The following is a 19,487-nucleotide window of genomic DNA, read 5'->3' on the forward strand; positions in this document are numbered from 1 at the left end:
CGTCAGCGCTCGCCGGGCTTCCGTCACGCCGTGTCAGGCTCGGCGCCGGGGCTCGGCCTCAGGCCAGGGAGACCAGCTCGGCGTAGTCCGCGGACCAGAGGTCCTCGTCACCGTCGGGCAGGAGCAGGACGCGCTCGGGGTTGAGCGCCTCGACCGCGCCGTCGTCGTGGGTGACCATGACGACCGCGCCCTCGTAGGTGTCGAGGGCGCCGAGGATCTCCGCGCGCGACGCGGGGTCCAGGTTGTTGGTGGGCTCGTCGAGGAGCAGCACGTTCGCGCTGGAGACGACGAGCGTGGCGAGCGCGAGGCGCGTCTTCTCGCCGCCGGACAGCACGTTCGCCGGCTTCTCCGCGTCGTCCCCGCTGAACAGGAACGAGCCGAGCACCGAGCGCACCTGCGTATCCGTGAGGTCGGGGGCGGAGTGCCGCAGGTTCTCGACCACCGTCGCGTCCATGTCCAGGGTGTCGTGCTCCTGGGCGTAGTAGCCGATCTTCAGGCCGTGGCCCGGCACGACGCGGCCGGTGTCCGGCTGCTCCACGCCGCCGAGGATGCGCAGCAGCGTCGTCTTCCCCGCGCCGTTGAGCCCCAGGATGACCACGCGGGACCCGCGGTCGATCGCGAGGTCGACGCCCGCGAAGACCTCCTGCGAGCCGTAGCTCTTGGACAGCTCCTCGGCCGTGAGGGGCGTGCGCCCGCACGGGGCCGGCTTCGGGAAGCGCAGGTGCGCCACCTTGTCCGCGCGGCGTTCCCCCTCCAGGCCGGACAGCATGCGCTCCGCGCGCTTCATCATGTTCTGGGCGGCCGTGGCCTTGGTGGCCTTGGCGCGCATCTTGTCCGCCTGGGCCAGGAGCACGCCGGCCTTCTTCTCCGCGTTGGCGCGCTCGCGGCGGCGGCGGCGCTCGTCCTGCTCGCGCTGCTCGAGGTAGGCGTCCCAGCCGAGGTTGTACTGGTCCAGCTCGCCCCGGTTGGCGTCCAGGTGGAACACCTTGTTCACGGTGGCGCGCAGCAGGTCGACGTCGTGGCTGATCACGACGAAGCCGCCGCTGTACGTCTTGAGGTAGTCGCGCAGCCAGACGATCGAGTCGGCGTCGAGGTGGTTCGTCGGCTCGTCGAGCAGCAGCGTGTCGACGCCGGAGAACAGGATCCGGGCGAGCTCGATCCGGCGGCGCTGGCCGCCGGAGAGGGTGTGCAGCGGCTGCGCGAGGACGCGGTCGTCGAGGCCGAGGTTGCTGGTGATGCGGTGCGCCTCGGACTCCGCGGCGTAGCCGCCCGCGGCGACGAAGCGCGCCTCGAGCTTCGGGTAGCGCTCGAGCGCGGCCTCCTGCGTGTCCGCGTCCGCCGAGGCCATGAGCCCCTCGGTCTCCCGCATCTGCGTCACGATGTGGTCCAGCCCCCGCGCGCTGAGCACCCGGTCCATCGCCACCACGTCGAGGTCGCCGGTGCGCGGGTCCTGCGGCAGGTAGCCGATGTCGGTGCCTCGCGTGATCTGCCCGGCCGCGGGCAGGCTCTCGCCCGCGAGCGTCTTGGTGAGCGTCGTCTTGCCCGCGCCGTTGCGGCCCACGAGGCCGATGCGGTCGCCCGGGGCGATGCGGAACGTCGCCTCGTGCAGCAGGGTCCGGGCGCCGAAGCGCAGCTCGACGCCGTGGGCGGTGATCAAGGCAGGGGTGTCCTTCAGTCAGTGCGGGGGAGGTCGGTCCAGTCTACGGGGCCGGGCACCGCGCCCACGAGGACTTTGATCACAGACGCCACGTGGCGGGCGCCCCGTGCTCGGGACGCCCGCCACGTGGCGGTCGATGACGCGGAGGACCGCCGACCGTGGTCGACCTCGCTCCGCCGAGCGGCCTACTTGCCGCGGGCCGTCATCTTCTCGTAGTTCGCATCCGGCCCCGACGGCGGGGCGAGCGCGTCCGCCGCGGCCCACTGCGAGGCGGTGGCCCCGACGGTGAAGTCCAGCGTGACGCCGCGGCGCACCTTCGAGATCGGCAGCCACGAGCCCGCGTAGTCGCGGTCGTCCATCCGCAGGGACTGGACGAACGGCGCGGCGTGCGCGTCGTCGGACGTCGTGATGCGCAGCGGCTTGTTGCCGAGCCACATCGTGGTCGCCGGGAACTGCGGCGTCGACAGCGCGACCCCGCCCGCGGTCCCGACCGTCGGGAACATGCCCAGCGCGGCGAAGACGTACCAGCTGGACGTGGCGCCCATGTCGTCGTTGCCCGGCAGGCCGTCACGGCGCGTGGTGAACGCCGTGTCCATGATCTGCTGCACGACGTACTGGGTGGCGGCCGGCTTGCCCGCCCAGTTGTACGCCCAGGGCGCGGCGTGCGCCGGCTCGTTGCCGATGTAGAGGCCCTGCGACTCCTGGCCCCCGTTGAGCTGGCGCAGGGTCGGCTTCGCGGTGAGCGCGTCGTCGACGCTGAAGAGGCGGTTGAGCCGCTCGACGGCGACGTCCTTGCCGCCCGACGCCGCGACGAGGTCCGACCAGGCGTACCCGAACGACCAGAAGTAGTTCGGCTCCGTCGACTCGTGGAACGAGCCGGTCGTCCACGCGCCGGGCTCCCCCGGCGTCGTGGGCGCCTTGCGCGCCTTGATCGTGCCCGTCGAGGTGTCGAAGATGGTCCGCCACCAGCCGGCCCGGTCGGTCAGGGCGTCGAGGTCGGCGTCGGTCAGGGTCACCCGCGGGTCCGCCTTGACGTCCTGGGGCAGGTCGGCGAGGAACGCCGCCGCGGCCCGGTCGCTGTTGTAGCGCTCGATGTTGGCCGACGACGCGTCCGGGTAGTAGCCGTCGCGCAGGTACTGCTCGGCGCCGGACATGCTCGCGTGGTCGTTGCACGTGCTCGTCGGGTCGAAGACCGACTGCTTGACGAGCGCCCCGGCGGTGACGAGGTCGAAGTCGTCGACGCCGAACGCCTTCGCGCCCGCGATCACGGGCAGGGCGTTGTCGCCGGCCATCGGCGTAGAGTCGTCGCTGCCGTCCACCCAGTGCGGGAACGCGCCGCACTGCTGCGCGTCGACCACGAGGGACTGCATCATCTCGGCCGACTCCTTCGGCGCGAGCAGCGCGAGGAGCTGCGCCTGGGAGCGGTAGGTGTCCCACATCGAGAAGCTGGTGTACTGCGTGGAGTAGCTGCCCGTGCTGCCGTCGGGTCGCGTGTAGTCGTAGTCCGCGACGTTGGCGACCGGCCGGTCCTCGACCCCGCCCGTGGCGTCGACGCCGGACGGGTACGGCTTCTGGGCCTCCATGCTGCGGAAGTCGCCGTTCACGTCGGAGTAGACGGTGGGCGAGCCGAACACGCGGTAGAGCGCCGAGTAGAGCTGCACGAGGTCGTCGCGCTGCGCGGCCGACAGGGCGGCCGGGTCTGCCGCGCGGTCGACCTGCACCGTGTTGAGCCGCTCGTTCCAGTCCTGGTCGGCGTCGGCGGCCACGGCGTCGAAGGCGCCGTCCGGGTTCTCGGCGTCGAGGTTGAGGCGCGCGTTCGCGACGCTCACCGAGGAGATGCCCGTGCGCATGGTCAGCGTGCGGTCGGTGTCGGTGAGGTCGTACTGGAAGACGCCCCCACCGTTCGTGACCGTGTTGACGGAGGACCCGTCGGCCTGGGCGCGCAGCGGCTTGTCGAGCTCGCCGTAGAAGTAGACGGGCGCGTTCCACTTGGTGCCGTAGGGCGTGCAGAACGCGGGCGCGACGGTCTTGCCGGAGATCGTGCGGCCGTCGTCCGAGACCTGGAGCGAGACGTTCTCCGGCTTCACCGAGACGGAGCCCCCCTGGTTGGTCCGCGCGTTGGCGCGCAGGTCGAGGGCCAGGAAGCCCTGGTCGGCGTCCGGGAAGGTGAAGCGCGCCATGCCGGTGCGCTGGGTGGCGGTGAACTCGGCGTTCACGCCGGTGTCCAGGCCCACCTCGTAGTAGCCGGGCTTCGCGGTCTCCGTGGCCGTCTTGAAGCCGACGGGGCTCACCTTGTTGCTGCCGTTCACCAGCGGCGTGGCCGCGGTGCGCGGCATCATCGCCACCGCGCCCTGGCCGGGGCAGCCGACGCCGCTGAGGTGCGTCATGCTGAAGAAGTTGATGTTCCCCGAGGTGGCGTTCGCGCCGATGAGGTAGCCGCCCGAGCCGTTGAAGTCCTTGCGCGGCATGTCCGGGCCGAACGTCACGGCGCCGAACGGCACCTGCGCGCCGGCGTTGACGTTGCCCGCGTACCCGCTCGCGGAGTTCACGGCGGTGCCGATCCGCGGGTCCACGAACTGCGTGAGCGCGAGCTGGTCGCGGTGGTGCGGCACCACGGCGCCGGTCCCGGCGGCCGCGGAGATCTGACTGCCGAGACACAGGCCACCCACCACGACGAGGGAGACCACCGTCCTCGGCCAACGTGACACACGCATCGATGCGCTCCCGTCAACACAGGCGGCGACCCTGTTGTCGCCGCGGCCTGCGAGGCTATGTCACCGCTGTCATCGGAGCAAAACGGACCGTCGTGGGGGCCCGCTCGTGGCCGTCGCTCCCACCGCCCGGCGCTAGGGTGTGCGCGTGATCCTCCCCGCCGTGCCGCCGGAACTCGCGCGCGCCTCCGCTCGCCGCCGCCGGGTCCCGTGAGCCGGCCGACCACGGCGGTCCCCCGCGCGACGTCGTCCCTGCTCGCCCTCCTCGTGGTGCTCCTGGGGCTGGGCGCGCGCCTCCTGCTGCCGGACGCCGTCGGCGGGCCGCTCGGCGACGCGCTCTACGCGACCCTCGTCGTGCTGCTCGTGGCACTCCTGCGCCCTCGCACGGCGCCCGTGGTCGCCGCGGCCGTCGGTCTCGCGGTGAGCGCCGCCGTGGAGCTGGCGCAGCTCACCGACGTGCCCGCCCAGATCGTGGCGCGGGTGCCGGAGGCGCGGTTCGTGCTCGGCACCACCTTCGTGGCCTCGGACCTGGCCTGGTACGCCGCCGGCGCCGCGGCGGGAGGCGCGCTGCTGGCCCTCGTCGCGCCGCGCGCCGCCCGGGTCGACCGCGGGCTGCGGCACGTGACCGCGCCGGCCGGGCCGCGCCGCCGGCGTCGCGCGACGGTCGTCGTGCCCGTCGTGATCGTGCTGCTGCTCGGCGCCGCCGGCGGGTGGCTCGCGTGGACCCTGCACGACGAGGCGGGCACCCTCACCGCCCAGGTCACTGCCGCGCAGGCGAGCCTGGACGCCTCCGCGGACCGCGTCGCCGACGACGCCGTCCGCCCCGCCCTGGCGGCGTCGATCGACCGCGCCGAGGCCCTGCTCGCCGCGACGCCGCTGCTCGAGCGCCGCCCCGGAGACGCCCCCGAGGCCGGCCGCGCGCTGGCCCGGGACGTCGCGGCCGTGGACCGGTCGCGTCTGGAGCATGCGCGGGCGCAGGTCGCCGAGGGGCGCGATGCCCTCGCCCCGGTGACCCGCCGCGCGAAGGAGGTGGTCGCCGCCGTCGACGAGCTCGCCGACGACGGGCGCGGTGCGGACAAGAAGGCCAGGTCGGCCGCGGGCGACGCGCTCGCGGCCGCGCGGGACGCGCTGGCGTCGTCGGCCGACGACGCCCTCGACGCGGACGACCTGCCCGCCGTCGAGGCCGCCGCGCAGGCGCTGGGCGCGAGCCGCGACGACCTCGACCGCGCGACGACCGACCTCATGACGGCGCAGGACGCCGTCGTGTGCCCCGAGCCGGACCAGCTGTGGTTCCCGCAGGCCGGCCGGCTCGACGCGAAGAGCCTCGCACCTCTCCCGTGGGCGCCGCAGTACTCGGTCCGCGCCGACGTCCTCGACGGGCTCGTGTCCCTCGACGCCGCCTACCGCGCCGAGTTCGGGCAGCACCTCACCGTGAACTCCGCCTACCGGACCTACGACCAGCAGGTCGCCGTGTACGACCCGGCGCACCCGAACCCGCTGGCCGCGCCGCCCGGCTGCTCCAACCACGGCCTCGGCACCGCGGTCGACGTCGCCATGGGGCCCGAGGGGTTCGACGGCGCCCGCTACGCCTGGCTCAAGGAGCACGCCGCCGAGCACGGGTGGACCCACCCCGACTGGGCGGAGCCGGACGGCCGGCTGCCCGAGCCGTGGCACTGGCAGTCGGTGAAGACGCCGGTCGACTACGACGGCTGACGAGACCCCGGGCGGTCACGCCCCGCGCAGCCGCCGCACGTCCAGCGGCGTCTCCGTGGCGCCGGCGCCGTCCCGCTCCACGCGGAACGCGGGCCGCCCGGGACGCTCCGCGACCGCCTCCACGGCCACGCCGTCCACGAAGCGCACCGCGGCGTACTCGTCCACCGCGTACCCGCCCGGGAGGGCGCCTGACGCCACCCAGCCCAGGTACGCCTCGCGCCGGTCGGCCTCGCCGAGGTAGTGCGGGCAGGCGCTGCCGGGCAGCAGGCCGAGGCCGTCGTCGAGCGGCGCGAGCGGGCCGAACGAGTCCGTCGAGGACGCCTCGAACCAGCAGTTCATGCCGGCGCTGATCCCCGCCAGGACCGTGCCCTGCGCGGCCGCGCGGGCGAGCAGGTCGGGCAGGCCGTGGCGCCGCCAGACGGCGAGCAGGTTCGCGGTCGAGCCCCCGCCGACGTACACGACGTCCTGCTCCAGCAGCACCTGCGGGTCGGTGTACCCCCACGGCTCGTGGCAGAAGAGGGACAGCACCGACGTGGTCGCCCGCCCCGCGAAGGCCTCCTCGAACCGGTGGGAGTACCCGTTGTCGTCGCCGCTCGCGGTCGGCACGAAGCACACCCGCGGCACGTCCTTGCCGGTGAGGTCGAGCAGGTGGTCGTCGATGGCCGAGGAGCCGTCGTCCGACATCGAGAAGCCACCACCGCCGAGAGCGAGCACCGTTCCGATCATGGCGGCACCCTAGGACGGCTCCTGCTCGGGCCGCCCGTCCTTTCCTGCGGTTGTCGCGCCGGCACGCGCCGCGCGACCGGACCTGGGGCGACCTACCGTGTGCTCGTGACCTTCAACGAGGGCGGCCAGTTCGAGGGCGGGCGCGTCCGCAAGGGCTCGGGCGGGCGCCGGGGCGCGGTCGTCGGCGGGGGCGTCGGGGCGATCGTCGTCGCGCTGCTCGCGATCTTCCTCGGCGGCGGCGACCTGGGGCAGCTCACGGGAGCGCTCGGCGGCGCCGTCCAGGACGCGGGCGCCCCCGCCGGCGACGGCCAGCAGCAGTACGTCGAGGCGTGCACCGCGCAGGAGGCCAACTCCGACCGCGAGTGCCGCCTGTCCGCCACGGTGCAGTCGCTGGACGCGTACTGGGGCCGGGTGCTCCCCGAGCAGGCGGGCGTGGCCTACGCGATGCCGCCGGTCGAGGCCTTCTCCGGGTCGACGACGACGGGCTGCGGCGCCGCGTCCAGCGCGACCGGACCGTTCTACTGCCCGCCCGACCGGACCGTCTACGTCGACGTGTCCTTCTTCGACCAGCTCAGCTCCCAGTTCGGTGCCGAGGGCGGGCCGCTCGCGGAGGAGTACGTGGTGGCCCACGAGGTGGGCCACCACGTCGAGCAGCTCACCGGGGCGATGGACGCCGCCGCCCGCGGTGGCAGCGGCCCCGAGTCCGACTCCGTGCGCATCGAGCTCATGGCCGACTGCCTGGCCGGCATGTGGGCCGGGTCCGCGGCCACCGAGGTCGACCCCGACACCGGCGTCACGTTCCTCGACCCGATCTCGCAGGACCAGCTGCGTCAGGCCCTCGACGCGGCCGCCGCCGTCGGCGACGACCACATCCAGCAGCAGGCGACGGGACAGGTCGACCCCGAGGGCTTCACCCACGGCACCTCCGAGCAGCGGGTGCGCTGGTTCACCGTCGGGTACGAGGGCGGCACCCTGCAGGACTGCGGCGCACTGTCGGCGCGCACCCTCTGAGCGCGCCCCGGCTGCAGCGCCGCAGGTCGGACCCTACGATCCGACCATGGGTGAAGCCGCGGACCAGCACACGATCCTCGTGACCGGGGCGGCGGGGCCCGCCGGGCGCACGCTCGGCACGCAGCTCGCGGCCCGGCCCGACGCCGGCCGGCGTCGCGTCGTCGGCGTCGACCTCTCCCCCGGCGACGTCCCCGGCTACGACGTGGTCGAGGCCGTCCCGGCGGCGGCCGACCCCGCCTACGACGCTGCCACCCTCGAGCTGCTGGCCAAGCACCGGCCGCGCCTGCTCGTCCCGACGGTCTCCGACGAGCTGCCGCGGCTCGCGGTGCTGGCCCGGGCCGCCGGGCTCGGCGACGCCGTCGTGCTGTCCGCGCCCGGCCCGACCGCGGTCGCGGGAGACAAGCTCCTCACCATGTGGGCGCTTCACCGCAGCGGCGTCGCCGTGCCCCGGCACGCCCCCGCCGACGAGCTGGCCTCCGCCGCCGAGGCCCTCGCCTGGGACGACGCCCCCGTCGTGGTCAAGCCGCGGGTCGCGCGGGGCGGTCGCGGCGTGCACGTGGTCGAGGACCCCGGCGACCCGGTGTGGGCCGGGCTGGACGCCTCGTGGGTGGTCCAGGCCTACGCCCCCGGCACGGAGTACAGCCCGCAGGTCTACCGCTCCCCCGCCGACGGGCGCTGCGTCGTCGTCGTGCTGGAGAAGACGGGGCGCAAGGAGGGTCGCGTCGGCAACGCGACCACCGTCGAGCGGCTGCCCGACGGCGCCGCTCCCGACGTCGCGGACCTCGCCGCGCGCACCGCCGCGGCGCTCGACCTCGTGGGCCCCCTCGACATGGACGTGCGCCGCCTCGCCGACGGCACCCCGGTGGTCCTCGAGGTCAACGCCCGGTTCGGCGCCGTCTCCGCGGGGGCGCCCGAGCTGCTCGACGCAGTCCTCGACGACTGGCCGGGCCGGTCGTGACGTCCGTCCTCGTCGCCCTCGTCGCGGTCCTCGGGATCTCGCTCCTGGTCGTGGGCGTGGTGCGGCTCGCCTTCGTGCCCGCCGCGCTCGTCTTCGAGGCGCGGCGCCGGCGCGACGACCCGGGCCCGGCCGGGTGCGGCCCGATGTTCCCCGAGGCCCCGTTCGTGAGCATCGTCGTCCCCGCGTACAACGAGGCCGTCGTCATCGAGAACTGCGTGCGCTCGGTGCTGCGCAGCGAGCACCCCGCGTTCGAGGTGGTCTGCGTGGACGACGGGTCGTCCGACGACACCTTCGAGCGCATGCAGCGGCTGGCCGCCGAGCACCCGCAGGTGCGGGCACTGCGCCAGGAGAACGCCGGCAAGGGCGCCGCGCTCAACACCGGCATCGCCGCCGCGCGGGGCGACGTCCTCGTCCTCGTCGACGCCGACGGGCTGTTCCGCCCCGACACCGTCACCCGCCTGCTGCGGGGGTTCCGCGACCCGCGGACCGGAGCCGTCTGCGGCAACGACCGGCCGGTCAACCTCGACCGCGTCCAGACCCGGCTGCTGTCGCTGATCAGCCACGTGGGGACCGGTCTGATGCGCCGGGCGCTGGACGTGCTCGGCTGCCTGCCCGTCGTCTCGGGGAACATCGGGGCCTTCCGGCGCGACGTGCTCGACGCCACCGGCCCGCTGCGCACCGACACGCTCGGCGAGGACCTCGAGCTCACCTGGCGGGTCTACCGGGAGGGCTACCGGGTCACGTTCGCGCCCGACGCCCTCGTGTACGCCGAGTCCCCGTCGACGGTGCCGGCCCTGTGGCGCCAGCGCGTCCGCTGGGCGCGCGGCCTGCTCCAGGTGACCGGCATGCACCGGTCGATGGTCGGCAACCCCCGGTACGGGCCGTTCGGGATCTACCTCCTGTACAACACGGCCGCCCAGATCGTGGCCCCGTTCGTCCAGGTCCTGGCGCTCGTCGTGCTCGTGGTCCTCGTGGTCGTCGACGGTCCGGGCTGGGTCCCGTCGTCGTGGTGGGCCTGGATCCTGCTCCTCGGCCTGCCCCTGTCCCTCGTGCTGCTCCTGCTCGCGGTCGCCCTCGACCGCGCGCTGGGCGACCTGCGCCAACTGTGGACCGTCCCCCTGTGGCCCGTCTACTCCACGATGATGACCTTGGTCGTGCTCGACGCCGCCCGGCTCGAGCTCGGGAACGCGGAGAACCGATGGAACAAGCTCGACCGGACCGGGACGGTCTCGGTGCGCGGGCTCGTCGACGACGATGGCCCTGGGTCCTGACCGTCGTGGTCGCGCTGGCGGCGGCGCTCGCGGCCGCCGTCCTCGTCGCGCGCCCCTGGGAGGACGCTCCGCCGACGATGCGGCCTGAGGTGACCCCGGACGAGGTGCGGTCGGTGAGCGTCGACTTCGGCATCGTCACCGACCCGGGCACGGACTGGGCCGCGGTCGACCGGCACCTCGACGACGTCGGGGCCAACGGCGTCGACCTCAGCGCGGGCCGGGTCGAGTTCACCGCCTTCGACTGGGCGGCCCACCCCGAGGCGGCCGCCGAGCCGGGCACCGACCACCTCGCGCGCGCGGCCCGGGCGCTGCACGAGGACGCCGACGACACGAACCGGCTCGTCGGCCTCGTGGTCGACGCGTACGTCCCGGAATGGATCAAGGCCGACCCGTCGGTGGCCGGGGTGTCCGCCGACGGCCGCCGCTCGCGATACCAGGTGTCCGCCAGCGAGCTGGCCACGGGCGACGTCGGCGACCGGCTCGTGGAGTACGTGGCCGCGCTGGGCGAGCGCTACGCCCCCAGCCAGATCGCGATCACCGAGCTCTTCCTCAACCGGTACTCCTTCGGCGACGACGACCTCGCCCTGTACCGGGAGATGACCGGCGCGGACGACTGGCCGCGCACCGCGGACGGCGAGATCGACGAGGGTTCCCCCGCGCTCGGCACGTGGCGGTCGGAGGTGATCGCCGGGCTCCTCGGCCGGATGCGCGCCGCCCTCGACGAGACGCGCGACGGCGACGGCCGCGACATCGCGCTCGCGATGGACGTCCGCGTCGACTGGGACGACCCGGCAGCGGGGGCGACGTCCAGCGGCCACGACTACCGGATCCTCCTCGGCGCCGCCGACCGGCTCGTGGTGTGGGCGTACGTGGGGCCAGGGGACCGCACGCCCGCCCAGGTCGAGGAGCTCACCGGCGCGCTCGAGGACGCGGGCTACGACATGTCCCGGTTCACGATGTCGGTCGGGCTGTGGGCGGGGGCGGCGGACGCCGACCCCCCGCAGGCCATCTCCCCCGCGGTCATGACGGCGACGCTCGCGGCCGCGTCCACGCACGGGATCACGGACGTCAACGTCACGCCCCTGTCGCACCTGTCCCCGGCCCACTGGGCGGCGCTCGGCGCGGTGTGGGGACCGGCCGCCCGGCCGGGGTCCGTCAGCCCCTCGCCGCCGGGGTGACGTCGGGCAGCGTCACGTCGACCTCCGTGCCGTGCCCGAGCTCGCTGCGGAACGTCATCGTGCCGCCGTGGTCGTGCACGATCTGGTCGACGAGGGACAGGCCGAGGCCCACCCCGCGCACGCGGCGGCGGCGGGTGTCGCGCGAGCGGTAGAACCGCTCGGTGATGTGCTCCAGCTCGTCGGCGGGGATGCCCGACCCCTCGTCCGCGACCTGCAGCCGCGCGAGCCTGCCCCCCTGGGGGCCGGTGCCCGCCGTCACCGTGACGCGCACGCGGCCCCCGCGCTCGCTGTACTTGACGGCGTTGCTCAGCAGGTTGTCCACGACCTGCCCCACGCGGCCGGAGTCCGAGCGCAGCGGCACCCTCGCGTCCCCGTCGACCTCCACGGCGACCCCCGCGGCGTCCGCCGACGGGCGCTCGTTCGCCACGGCCTCGCGCACCACCTGGGCGACGTCGATCTCGTCCGCCGCGAGCGTGTACCTGCCCGACACCATCTGAGCGCTCGTGAGCAGGTCGTCGACGAGGGACCGCAACCGACGGGCGTTGCGGTCGACGACCTCCAGGTAGCCCCGCTGCTCCTCGTCGAGCCTGTCGCCCTCGAGCCGCATCAGGTCGACGTACCCGAAGATCGACGCGAGGGGCGTACGCAGCTCGTGGCTCACGAGGCCGATGAACTCGTCCTGGGTGCGCTCCTCCTCGTACCGCGCCGTGACGTCGGTGACGACGACGAGGTAGCCCTCCGGCAGCTCCGGATCGCGGCCCCCGAGCGCCGGCCGCTCGGTGACCGTCAGCTCCACGCGCCGCCGGGTGCCGTCGGGGAGCACGGTCTCCCAGTCGTCCACCTGGGTCTCTCCCGCGACGGCGCGGCCGAGCACCGCGCGGTTCGCCGCGTGGTCCCACCGCTGCGGCCCGGCGGCCGCCAGCCGCTCGGCGAGCGCCTCGGCGGCGACGAGGCCCGCGACGTCGGTGCCCACGAGCTCACGCTCCGGCCGGCCGAAGATCCGCTCGGCCCCGGGGTTGACCGAGACGATCCGGCCCGCGAAGTCCGTCGCCACGAAGCCCTGCTCCGTCGCGGCCTGCAGGATCCCGCGGAGCGTGTCACGCGAGTCCCGCAGCCGCTGAGCGGTGACGGCCGTCTCGTCCCGGGCGTGCTCGAGCTGCGTCGCCTGGCGTCGGGCGAGACCGACGATCATGTGCGCCCCGACCGCGACGAGGCCGGCGACCAGCAGGTCCACGAGCGCGTGCATCAACGGGTTGACCCGGCCCACCTCGACGAACCCCACCGCGACGGGGGCGAACGCGACCACCGTGGACGCGCCCAGCGCGAGGACCAGCCCCAGGATGCCGGGCTGCAGCGCAAGGTTCACGACCGGCAGGAAGAGCAGGACGTCGAAGCCCGCCAGCGGCAGGCCGGACCCGAGCTCGAGGAGCCCGACGGCCACCATCTGCGCGAGCGGCAGCAGGTACCGCCACCCTCGCGGCCAGCGGTCCCAGCGGCCGAGGCTCGCCACGAGCTGGACGACGGCCCCGATCACCCCGGAGGCGACCAGGAGCGCCGGGACGCTGCTCGGCACGTCGCTGAGCGACAGGGTGGCGAGCACGACGGCGAGCGAGACGGTGAGCGGCAGGTGCCGCAGCCCGACGGCGTCGTCGGCGAACCACCGGTCCCCCACCCGCACGTACAGGTCGCCGAGGCGGTGGGCGAGGGCGCCCGGCATCAGGCGGTCTCCACCTGCTCGACCCCCACGGGGAGCCGTGGTTCCCCCGGAGCCGTCGGGTGGTCCGCGTCCTGGTCGTCCACCGCGGGCAGGACGCGGACCGCCGAGGTCCGCGCGAGCGTCTCGCTCGCCCGGACGGTCTCCAGCGGCTCGACCTCGTCCGCCGGGCTGAACCGCGCCCAGTACCGCGCGGTCGCGCGCACCATGTCGGGGCGCATGTACTCCCGGTGCGCCTGCGACGCGTAGGCGGCGAGCATCCGGAGCTTCGTCTCGAGGAAGCCGTCGACGTCCACGAACCGGTTCGGGGCGAAGGCGACCGTCGCGGACGGGCTCTGGAAGCACAGCAGGCTCGGCACCTGGCGCGCCGCGATCTGCACCGCCTCGTTCACCGCCCGGTGGTCCTGGTGCCGGTCGTGCACGCTGTGCGTGTAGACGCGGTGCGGGGACACGTCCGCCACGACCTCCTCGATCGCCGAGATCGGCCCCTGGGCGGGGTCGAGGAGGGTGTCGGGGAAGTCGAGGTGCACGAGGCGAGCCCCGATCACCGCCGCCGCGGCGAGCGCCTCCTCGTGCCGCGCCGACGCCGGGCCGCCCACCGCGCCGCCCGAGAGCGTCAGGAGCACGACCTCGTCGCCGGCGGCCGCGTGCGCGGCCAGGGTGGCCCCGACACCGATCTCGACGTCGTCCGGGTGCGCGCCGACGGCGAGCACGCGCAGGCGGCTGGCGCGCCGCTCCTCACGGGCGCGCTGCGCGAGCTCGGTCGCGCGCTCCACCACCGTCGACGCCGGCACGGGCTTGACGAGGAAGTCGTCGGCGGCCTCCCGCAGCGCGGTGACGGCGTTCGTGACCGTCGGGAACGCGGTGACGATCATGATCGGCAAGGTCGGGTCGGCCTGCCGCACCTCCGGGATGACCTCGAGCCCCGAGCGCCCCGGCAGCTGGATGTCGCTCACGAGGACGTCGTACGACGCGGAGCGCAGCAGCCGCAGCGCCGTGTCCGCCTCGCCGGCGACGTCCACGTCCATGCCGCCGTAGCGTTCGAGCGCGATGCGGAGGAACTCGGCCGCGTCAGGGTCGTCCTCCAGGACGAGCGCCCGGAATCGGTCGTCGGACAAGGCTCTCCTTCCACTGTCCACCGTCTGGTTCGTACCGTACGCGCGGGTCGTCCGCCGCGCGCGAGGACGGCTCGGCCTGCACGGGCCGGGGGTCAGGTCAGCCGTCCAGCCGCACCCGCGCCACGCGTTCGGCGGACGCGGCGGCCAGGCGCACGCCGAGCTCGTGGGCCGACAGGCTCCCGCGGGCGCCGGTCGCCGGGTCGGTGACGGCGAGCACGCCGGCGGCGGCCTCCCGCGGGCCCAGGACGGCGAGCAGCGCGTCGCGTCGTCCGCGCGCGAGCCGCACCCGGTTCCCCAGCGACCCGTCCGCCTCGAGGCGCACCCGCACCCCGCGGCGGCGCAGCGCCCGGGCGGCCTCGTCGGCGGGCGCCGGGTCGCCGACCGGCAGCAGGCACACCTGCACGGGCGCCAGCCAGACCGGGAGGCGGCCGGCGTGCTGCTCGAGCAGGAAGGCGACCATCCGCTCCATCGAGCCGACGGTGCCGCGGTGGATCATCACGACCCGCTCGCGCGAACCGTCGGGCGCGGTGTAGCCCAGGTCGAACCGCTCGGGCTGGTTGAGGTCGAGCTGGACGGTGGCGAGGGTCTCCTCGTGGCCGCGGGCGTCGCGCACCTGCACGTCCAGCTTGGGTCCGTAGAAGGCCGCCTCCCCCGGGCCGTCCTCCCAGGGGAGGCCGGTGGGCTCGATCGCGGCGCGCAGCATGCCCTCCGCCTCCGCCCACCGCTCGGGCCCGCCCAGCCAGCGGCCGGAGCCGTCGCTGCGCGAGAGGCGCACGTGGTCGAGCGCGAGGCCCAGCACGTCGAGCACGCCGAGGACGGCGTCGAGCGCGGCGCGGACCTCGCCCGGGACCTGGTCCGGGCGGCAGAAGACGTGGGTGTCGTCGAGGTTGATCTGCCGCACGCGCGAGAGCCCGCTGAGCACGCCCGAGCGCTCGGCGCGGAACATCGCGCCGAGCTCGTGGTACCGCACCGGCAGGTCGCGGTGGCTGCGGGGCTCCGCCGCGTACAGCTGGGCGTGGTGCGGGCAGTTGGCGGGCCGCAGCACGAGCGGGTCGTCGCTGCCGTCGTCGAGAGCGGGGAACATGTCGTCGGCGAACTTCGCCCAGTGACCCGAGCGCTCGAAGAGCGACCGCTTGCCCAGCACGGGGGTGCAGACGGGCTCGCAGCCGCCCGCGAGCGCCACGTCCTCGGCGAGCCGCTCCAGCTCGCGGCGCACGACGGCGCCCGCCGGCTGCCACAGGGGCAGCCCCGGACCCACCAGCGGGCTGGTGGTGAAGATCCCCATCGCGCGGGCGAGGTCGCGGTGGTCGAGGACGTCGGGTCCGGCGTCGGGATCGACGACGGGCTGGTCGTGGCTCTGGTCACGGTGGTTCATGGCGGTGCTCCTTCGGGCGAGGTGGCGGAGCCGCCCGGGCACGAGAAAGGCCCCGGAGCGAGCTCCGGGGCCTGGGTGCGTGCGGTGGTGCGTGCAGCGGTCAGTCGGCGCCGGAGGTGTCCGGCGTCGTCGTGACCTGAAGGCTGCGCATGCCCCGACGCTACGGCGTGGCACCGGCCCGGTCAACGGGGAACCCGCACGACGAGGGCGGGGCCGGCGGCGACGCCGGCCCCACCCCGGGCGCTTCGGGCAGGGTCCGATCAGCCCGCCGCGGCGGCCCACCGCTGGCTCGACGCACCGGTGTCGGTGCGCTGCACGACCTTGCCGTCCGGGTCGGCCGTGAGCGCGAGCCCTGAGTTCTTGTTCACGAGCCGGAGCTGTCCGTCCTCGACGCTGACCTGCCAGACCTGGTTGTCCGTGCCCCCGCAGCCGTACTGCCCGACGAGCGCGCCCTGGTCCCTCGAGCTGTAGAAGACGTCCGCGCACTGGCCGCTGCCCGCGTTCCGGATCGTGTAGTCCGACCCGCCGAGGCGGGTGAGGACCCACTTCTGGGTCGGCGAGCTCGACTCCGCCGCCACCGTCAGCTGCGTCGACTCGTTCCCCGGCGCCGTCAGCCGCTGCCCGCTCGCCAGAGCCAGCGAGTACTGCCCGTCGGCGACGGGCGGCGGCACCACCGTCTCGGTGCCCACGTCCAGCGCGAACACGTGCACCGCGGCGTTGGCCGGCAGGGTCACCGCCACAACCTTCTTGTCGGGATCGATCGGGATCGTGTTGGTGTAAAGGCGGTACTCGGTGGTCGGGTAGGCCGCCCCGGTGGGGGTGTTCTTCCCGAGGGTGACGACGGCGATCTTCGCCCCGTAGGAGTTCGTCGCCAGGCAGCACCAGTTCGGCATGCCGAGCGTGCTCGCGTCGGTGCTGCCGTCCGCGTAGTGCACGGTGACCCCTCCGGTGGCCGACCCGCTGGTGCCCGTGCCGAGCACCCCGATGACGTTCCCGTCCCCGGAGACCGGCACGGTCTGGCCGGCGCTCCCGACGTTGCCGGGCGTGCCCGGCGCCGCGTCGGGGAACGTGAAGTCGAACCCGTTCGCGCTCACGGTGGCGCCCGGGGTGACACCCTTGGCGGCGAGCCGCTCGGCGATGAGGCTGCCGCCCCCGCCGTCGATGTTCCCCTTCGACGGGTCCGCCAGGGTCGTGACGCCGACGTTGTCGAACGCCGCGGCGAGACTCGCGTAGGCGACCGTCGTCTGCGCGCGTGCCGACACCTGGCGGGGTGTCGTGCGCGCCCGGTAGTCGGCGGTGCCGCCGATCGTCACCTGGCCGGGGGCGGCGTCGTCCGGCGGGGTGACGCCGAACGTCGCGGTGAACGTCGCGCCGTCCTTCAGGGACTTCGCCGTCGTGGACGACGTCGCATCGACGGACCACCCGTCGGGCGCGGTGACGGTGGCGCCCGTGACGTCGATCGGCTTGCCCGTGTGGTTCGTCAGGGCCAGCGTGGCTGTCCCGGCCGTTCCGGCCAGCGACAGCGACGGCGCGGTGACCGCGACGTCGACGGCCCGCTCGGCGGGGTGCTCCCCGCCGACCGCGGCCGACCCGCTGACCGTGACGTCGAACGACGATGCCGTGGAGACCTTCGCCGTCTGCACGGTCAGGACGCCGGTCGCCGGGTCGAAGACGTACCCCGGGCCGCGGTCGAGGTCCTCGACGTCCCCGACGGCCGCCAGCTTCTGGCCGCTGACCCGGACCACCGACGGAGCCGCGTCCGTGTGCAGCGTGAACCGGTAGCTGCGCGCGGACGGCTTGCCGGTGTAGTCCCCGGTCAGCCTCCCCACCGACATCGAGATCTCGCCCTTGCCAGCCTGCGGCGCCGTCACGGCGATCCGCTGCGCGGCATGTGCCCCGTCGGCGTACTCCTGCGTGCGGCCGTCGTCCTCGTACAGGGTGAACTCCGAGGAGCCCTGCGGGTACACGTCGACGTCGAGCCGGCCGGCCTTCTTGCCCGCCTCCCAGTCGGTGGTCCCGTCGGGGAACATCGGCACGATGGCGCCGCCCTTCACGAACAGCGGCAACCGGTCCAGGGGCGCGGAGTAGCCGTCGATCGTCGTCGGGCCCGTGTACGTGCGCCCGGTCCAGTAGTCGGTCCAGGTGCCCTCCGGCAGGTAGATGCCGTCCCGCACGGTCGTGTCCTCGTAGACCGGCGCCACCAGGAAGTCGTCGCCGGCGAGGAACTCGTACTTCACGTCGTCGCCCCACGTCTTCGGGTCGTCCGGGTAGTTCACGTACAGCGGCCGCGTGGAGCCGAGGCCCGTCGCGTGGGCGTCCGCCTGGTACGTGTACAGGTAGGGCAGCAGCCGCTCGTGCAGGTGCAGGTACGAGCGGTTGATCGACGTGTACGGCTCCCCGTACCGGTACGGCTGCTTGTCGCTCGCCGCCCACCCGCTCATGGCGTACGTCATCGGCAGGAACATCTTCCACTGCAGGTCGCGCGTGTAGGTCTGGGCGCTGCCGCCGAAGATGCCGTCGACGTCGCCCGTCGTCGCCGCCTGGCCCGACATCGTCGAGCCCGCGTACGTCGGGATCTGCCAGCGGATGTAGTCCCAGCTGCCCGACTGGTCACCGCTCCACATCGCGCCGCACCGCTGGGTGCCCGCCCAGCCCTCGATCGTGAGGACGGTGGCGCGGTCGGCGGCGTTGTCCTCGATGCCCGCGTTCGCCTTCTCGCACGCGGACAGCGCGAAGCGGTAGCCGGGCCCGACCCACGCGACGTCCGTCTTGCGGACGCGGACGCCGGCGGCCACCTCGGCCGGCTGCTCGGTGAGGTCGGCCTGGGTCCACAGACCGAGCTCGGAGCCGTGCTGGGTGAGCATGTCGTGCGTCTCGGGCAGGTCCTCGTAGCCGCAGCCGTAGCCGTCGTTGACGAGCATCCAGCCCAGCGGCATGTCGTGGTCGGTGTACCCCTGCGCGATCGCGGTCGAGTCGCGCAGCGTCTCGCGCTCCCCGCGGTTGGCGTTGTGCAGGTAGCAGTCCGCGTCGCCGAGCTCCATCGCGTACATGGGCAGCATCGCGGGCCGCCCGGTCAGCCGGGTGTAGTCGTCGAGCACGGTGCGCGTGTCGCCGACGAAGTAGTAGGCGTCGAACCGCTGCTCGGCGTGCCGCGTGGCGACCGGGTCGCCGAAGGCGTAGCTCCCCGCGGCGAACGTGTTGCGCAGCACCCCGTACCCGTTGCTGGACAGGTAGAACGGCGACGCGTTCGGGTTCCCGCCGTCGTCCCAGTTGTAGTCGCGAGAGATCTGGATCGTCTCGTCGCGGTGCGAGAAGCGCCCGTTCTGCATGCCGCCGCCGAAGAACTGCTCGGTCGCGCCGCGCGTGAGCGACTGGGTCGTGCCGGAGGCGTCCCAGGACAGCGGCGTCGTCTCTGCCCACAGCGTCGCGCCCGAGCCGTCCGCGAGCGCCAGGGTCAGCGGCGCCTTGGTGACGGTGAGCGTCGCGTCGGCCGTCGCGATCCGGTACGCCGAGGACGTCTCCGTCATGGTGGCGCCGGCGTCGCCGTCGAGCTCGCCGACGACGATCTTCGCGGCGGGCGCGTCCGGGTCTGACGGAGCGTCGTTCGCCGGGTCGGTGAACGTCCCGTCAGGGGCGAGGCGGACGCGCAGCGCCCCCGCCTCGAGGAAGCTCACCCGGAGCTTCGCCTCGCCCTGCGCGGACGTCTCCGCGGCGAACGTGAACGTGTCGCCGTCCCGCTCCATCCCGGTGACGTCGCCCAGCGTGGTCCCCGCCGCGGCATCCTCGCCCGCGGCCGACGCCGCCGGGACGGCGAGCGCCAGGCCGGGCACGAGCACCAGCGCCGCGAGCGCGGCCACCGCGCCGCGCCGTCGTCGGCGCCCCGTCGCTGTCCCTCTGCTGATCCTGCCGATCCGTGAACCTGTCTTCGTCGACATGTCGTTCTCCCGTGATCCAGGCACTCCGACGGACGCGCTGCGCCCACTCCCTCGGGGACGCAGTGATCGAAGTTGCTCGAATTCTTCAACGACGCGCGCAATCAAGCAAGAGGGCGGGGC

The 19,487-nt window shown here is 74.2% G+C and carries 12 protein-coding genes; 5 read left to right on the plus strand and 7 right to left on the minus strand.

Annotated features, from left to right (window positions below):
- Positions 1-58 precede the first annotated feature (58 nt).
- Both ACFWDO_RS10985 and ACFWDO_RS10990 read right to left on the minus strand, forming a co-directional pair.
- The gene (locus ACFWDO_RS10985) at positions 59-1,657 is read right to left on the minus strand and encodes an ABC-F family ATP-binding cassette domain-containing protein (RefSeq protein ID WP_380327153.1); all 1,599 of its coding nucleotides are present in this window, start codon (positions 1,655-1,657) and stop codon (positions 59-61) included.
- A gap of 185 nt (positions 1,658-1,842) precedes the next feature.
- Positions 1,843-4,371, minus strand: coding sequence for a glycoside hydrolase domain-containing protein (locus tag ACFWDO_RS10990; RefSeq protein ID WP_380316013.1), 2,529 nt, complete (start codon positions 4,369-4,371; stop codon positions 1,843-1,845).
- Positions 4,372-4,578: 207 nt separating this feature from the next.
- On the opposite strand from ACFWDO_RS10990, the gene ACFWDO_RS10995 reads away from it, so the two are divergent.
- Entirely contained in the window at positions 4,579-6,081 is a 1,503-nt protein-coding gene (locus ACFWDO_RS10995; protein WP_380316016.1) for a DUF2809 domain-containing protein, read from the plus strand.
- A gap of 15 nt (positions 6,082-6,096) precedes the next feature.
- Here the strand turns inward: ACFWDO_RS10995 and ACFWDO_RS11000 are convergent, their stop codons facing one another.
- Positions 6,097-6,807 (minus strand): Type 1 glutamine amidotransferase-like domain-containing protein, encoded by a 711-nt coding sequence (locus ACFWDO_RS11000; protein ID WP_380316019.1) that lies wholly within the window; start codon positions 6,805-6,807, stop codon positions 6,097-6,099.
- 105 nt (positions 6,808-6,912) lie between these two features.
- Between ACFWDO_RS11000 and ACFWDO_RS11005 the strand changes: the two genes are divergently transcribed.
- Genes ACFWDO_RS11005 through ACFWDO_RS11020 form a run of 4 tightly spaced genes read left to right on the plus strand, consistent with a single transcriptional unit; the run spans position 6,913 to position 11,225 of the window.
- Positions 6,913-7,818, plus strand: coding sequence for a neutral zinc metallopeptidase (locus ACFWDO_RS11005; RefSeq protein ID WP_380316022.1), 906 nt, complete (start codon positions 6,913-6,915; stop codon positions 7,816-7,818).
- Positions 7,819-7,864: 46 nt separating this feature from the next.
- Positions 7,865-8,776, plus strand: coding sequence for an ATP-grasp domain-containing protein (locus tag ACFWDO_RS11010; RefSeq protein ID WP_380316025.1), 912 nt, complete (start codon positions 7,865-7,867; stop codon positions 8,774-8,776).
- Positions 8,773-10,047 carry a glycosyltransferase gene (locus ACFWDO_RS11015; protein WP_380316028.1) on the plus strand — a complete coding sequence of 425 codons (1,275 nt, stop codon included), beginning with the start codon at positions 8,773-8,775 and terminating at the stop codon, positions 10,045-10,047. Before ACFWDO_RS11010 ends, ACFWDO_RS11015 begins: the two co-directional genes overlap by 4 nt.
- Before the next feature lie 5 nt (positions 10,048-10,052).
- Positions 10,053-11,225 (plus strand): hypothetical protein, encoded by a 1,173-nt coding sequence (locus ACFWDO_RS11020; RefSeq protein ID WP_380316031.1) that lies wholly within the window; start codon positions 10,053-10,055, stop codon positions 11,223-11,225.
- Here ACFWDO_RS11020 and ACFWDO_RS11025 read toward each other — a convergent pair.
- From ACFWDO_RS11025 to ACFWDO_RS11040, 4 genes are all read right to left on the minus strand, one after another.
- A complete protein-coding gene (locus ACFWDO_RS11025) occupies positions 11,203-12,942 on the minus strand; it encodes an ATP-binding protein (RefSeq protein WP_380316034.1) in 1,740 nt (579 codons plus the stop codon). The genes ACFWDO_RS11020 and ACFWDO_RS11025 overlap by 23 nt on opposite strands.
- Positions 12,942-14,057, minus strand: coding sequence for a PIG-L family deacetylase (locus ACFWDO_RS11030; protein ID WP_380316037.1), 1,116 nt, complete (start codon positions 14,055-14,057; stop codon positions 12,942-12,944). Before ACFWDO_RS11030 ends, ACFWDO_RS11025 begins: the two co-directional genes overlap by 1 nt.
- Before the next feature lie 97 nt (positions 14,058-14,154).
- The gene (locus ACFWDO_RS11035) at positions 14,155-15,432 is read right to left on the minus strand and encodes an aminoacyl--tRNA ligase-related protein (RefSeq protein ID WP_380316040.1); all 1,278 of its coding nucleotides are present in this window, start codon (positions 15,430-15,432) and stop codon (positions 14,155-14,157) included.
- 260 nt (positions 15,433-15,692) lie between these two features.
- A complete protein-coding gene (locus ACFWDO_RS11040; protein ID WP_380316043.1) occupies positions 15,693-19,289 on the minus strand; it encodes a TIM-barrel domain-containing protein in 3,597 nt (1,198 codons plus the stop codon).
- Positions 19,290-19,487: the final 198 nt, after the last annotated feature.

Source organism: Isoptericola sp. NPDC060185 (assembly GCF_042728595.1).
GTDB lineage: Bacteria > Actinomycetota > Actinomycetes > Actinomycetales > Cellulomonadaceae > Isoptericola.

Bases quoted from the DNA above. Each gene is read 5' to 3' on its own strand.
- ACFWDO_RS11025 (WP_380316034.1), bottom strand. From the start codon at position 12,942: ATGCCGGGCGCCCTCGCCCACCGCCTCGGCGACCTGTACGTGCGGGTG.
- ACFWDO_RS11000 (WP_380316019.1), bottom strand. From the start codon at position 6,807: ATGATCGGAACGGTGCTCGCTCTCGGCGGTGGTGGCTTCTCGATGTCG.
- ACFWDO_RS11010 (WP_380316025.1), top strand. From the start codon at position 7,865: ATGGGTGAAGCCGCGGACCAGCACACGATCCTCGTGACCGGGGCGGCG.
- ACFWDO_RS10990 (WP_380316013.1), bottom strand. From the start codon at position 4,371: ATGCGTGTGTCACGTTGGCCGAGGACGGTGGTCTCCCTCGTCGTGGTG.
- ACFWDO_RS11035 (WP_380316040.1), bottom strand. From the start codon at position 15,432: ATGAACCACCGTGACCAGAGCCACGACCAGCCCGTCGTCGATCCCGAC.